This window comes from Bacteroides sp. L10-4 (assembly GCF_013373675.1).
Lineage (GTDB): Bacteria > Bacteroidota > Bacteroidia > Bacteroidales > Bacteroidaceae > Bacteroides > Bacteroides muris.
Genome location: NZ_JABXJH010000118.1, coordinates 1 through 3,144 on the forward strand (window position 1 = coordinate 1; position 3,144 = coordinate 3,144).

Below are 3,144 nucleotides of genomic sequence, written 5' to 3' on the forward strand. Positions count from 1 at the left end.
TTCGCCATATTTTTTGTATCTCGTTTTTAATTCTTCCATTGTCATCAAATCAAAATTTACGATAGAGAAGAAAGAACTTGATGAATTTACAACAGACGTATATAGTCTTTTGCTAATGTCAGCTTCCAAAGAAGGAGAAATATCTAAAAAGAATATATTAGGATTGTACCCTCGTAATTCCTCACAAAATTGCTGCTCATCATTTTGAGTCATAAATAACTGAAAATCTCTACTTTTCTCCATTGTATTTAATTTTGATGATGATAAAATCTTTGGCTTACCTTATCGCACTGTTATTGGTAATGTAATTATAAGATCACCTGTTGGTGTTGTTTGTTTTGGTAAACGACACCCGGCAGGTGTGTTTCCTAATCTCTAATAGCTGCACTCTGTGTCAGTGTGTCCCTTATTCTTCGAACATTCCGTTTGGCATAACCGAACGAGAATGGCGAAGTACGCTTGTTCAGGTCATTCACACTGTTGACCCATACCTGCCCTTTGTCGAACACGATGAAAATCTGCTCTCCCCATGTCAGATGCCAGATGGCGGGATTGGTATGCGCCACGATGCAGTCCTCACCGTAATGATCGACATCCCAATCATAAGTTGCCGCCAGATTATATATCCTGTCGTAAATCGCCTGCTCGTCCAGCGTGGTCGGTATGCTTTGGAAATCCAGCTTGCGCCGCTGGTGGCGATATGACAGATAAGCAAGCGGCACAAACGCAATGCCGAGCCAGAAAAAGACAGACATGAACAGACTGTCTGTATAGATCGCAACTCCCGTTGTGGCAAGAAACAGCACGGAAAAAAGCAATAGCGTGTGCGATACGCCATAATGGGTATACGCCCAGCTTACAGTCAGAGGCAGAGCCTTCTTTCCCAACACGAATTCGGCAAGAAGGGCATCCTTATCCTCTCGGTAGCGACGTCTGCAAGCAAGCCACCATGCCAACTCGAACAATGCGCCTGCAACCACGATGGCAATAAGGAAGTCCGCACCGGATAATTTGCCTTTTTTCGGTTTGACGGAATATGGTTTGCCACCAAAGGTAAGCTCCTCGCAGGACACCTCATAACTGTCATCGTTAAAGAAATACTCGTGAACGTATTCTTCCTTGCCGTTGGAAATTGAAAAGGACTTGCGGGTAGGTCGGAATATTTTCCCGTTGATGGACAGCAGTGGCGGGTTCTGGTCGGGACAGGCATTGCAGGTCAGCGTGGCACAATATTTTGCGTAACCGCCGGCCATACGTCCCACCTTCAAACTGCATTTCAGTTTGTTCATATCCACTACGGCAGGATGTACGGTTACACGGCATTCCGGGGTGGTATATGTCCGGTTGCCTGCCTTTACGGATGCGGAAGGGAGTTCGACCTCTCCGCTCTGTCTGAACTGCACAATATAACTGAATCCGCTTTCACGGCTCTTTCTTCCCACTCCGTTTATAATGGCGTAGCTGCTGCCTTCATGTGACTTCGGACCTTCTATCACTTCAATGCTGCTGTTGAACACCGGAGGAGAAACCGAATCGAATTGTGCATTGACCAGCGCATACGTCAGTTCCACCACTTGTCCCGCACGGATCTCCCGCATCGTGTCAGCCTTTATGTGGAAATACACGGAGTCTGCTGTAGTCGAAGCGCACACCCGAACTACCGACAACAATGCGGATATCAATATACAGTAGATTTGCATACTACTGACTGGCGGTCTTGTTATGTTGCCTTTATTTTTCATTTCCGGTTCTGCAATTTAACAGTTGCACATTATGTGTTATCCAATGAATCAAGCGGATTCGGTATGCTCGACTTGTGGGCACTTGTAACATGAAGGTAGATGCTCGTAGTCTTGATGTCGTTGTGTCCCAACAACTCCTGTATGGTTCTCAGGTCCGTTCCCTGCTCCAGCAGGTGAGTGGCAAAGGAGTGGCGGAGCATGTGTACGTGTACCCGGTGCTTGATGCCGGCTCGATCGGCGGCTTCCTTCAACACTTTCACCAATGCACTTGCCGAATATTGCTCTCCGGGTGTTTCGCCCTCGAACAGCCATTTTTGCGGGCGATATTCCTTGAAATATTCCCGAAGTTCGCACAATACCTTCTCCGACAGCAGCGAGTAGCGGCATTTTTTGCCCTTGCCCATAATGCGAATCAGCATACGTTCGCTCATAATATCCTGCGGAGTGAGGTTAAGCAACTCGCTCCTTCTCAATCCTGCGGAATAAATCAACGAAATCATACAGCGATGCTTGCGGTTTGCAAGGCATGAAAGAATGCGCCGCACCTCGTTGCGGCTCAACACTTCGGGCAGGCTCTTGTACTCTTTGGCACGGGTGATGCCGCCGTAGTATTGCCGTTTGCCGCCTTTTACCTGCTCGTAGTAGAACTTGATGGCGTTGATGCGCATATTCTGTTGCGACACCGAGATTTTCTTCTCGTTCACAAGATAGAGTATGTACTTGTTGATGTCCGGCACTTTCAGACGGTCGATGTTACGCCCCTTGTGATATTCCATGAAGTCGCTGAAATAAGCCTTGTAGGTCTTGACGGTCGAAGGGCTGTAACGCTTCTGTTCCAGCAGTTCAAGATAGCCTTTCGGCAGCACATATTCCCGTTTTGGCTTGGGATGGCGTACATATACACGGCTGTAGTCAATATAGGCGTGCGGAGAATAGCGGTCATAGAAGGCGGGAAGGCGGAAAACGGTGGCTGGAATGTAGCCGGAGCCGTCCACGACCGCAGCCACGTCGGTGTCCTGTGCCAGTAGCAGGGTTATGGCTTGGCTGTCCGCGTAGTCCACCCGGATGCACTCCTCACCGTTGTACCTGTCTTTATGCAGGACGATGCTGCCACGTTGTTTTAGTATCTTATCCATAATTTCCCGGCTATAGATTCCATGACCCCAAAATTAGCGAAATAATCCGAAAAACAAACCGATTGGTTTGTTTTTAACACATAAAAAAAGCGGCTGAAAACACAAAACCGCTCGAATTTTAACATTTCAGGCTTTTAACGTAACTATTCAGCGAATCGAATACAATCAGGTTGGTCAGCAACAATTTTAGAATAATCCTCTGATTATCATCAAAATAACAGTGATTCTATTTGTGAATGTCAGATAAAATCGCTATCTTTGTATCT

General features: G+C 46.9%; 2 protein-coding genes and 1 pseudogene. All 3 read right to left on the bottom strand.

Annotated elements, in window-relative coordinates:
• Positions 1-243: pseudogene (locus HU824_RS19220) on the bottom strand (hypothetical protein); the annotation flags it as partial.
• A gap of 125 nt (positions 244-368) precedes the next feature.
• Positions 369-1,700, bottom strand: coding sequence for a BatD family protein (locus HU824_RS19225; protein ID WP_255260577.1), 1,332 nt, complete (start codon positions 1,698-1,700; stop codon positions 369-371).
• A gap of 71 nt (positions 1,701-1,771) precedes the next feature.
• Positions 1,772-2,878, bottom strand: coding sequence for a site-specific integrase (locus tag HU824_RS19230; RefSeq protein ID WP_176469725.1), 1,107 nt, complete (start codon positions 2,876-2,878; stop codon positions 1,772-1,774).
• Positions 2,879-3,144: the final 266 nt, after the last annotated feature.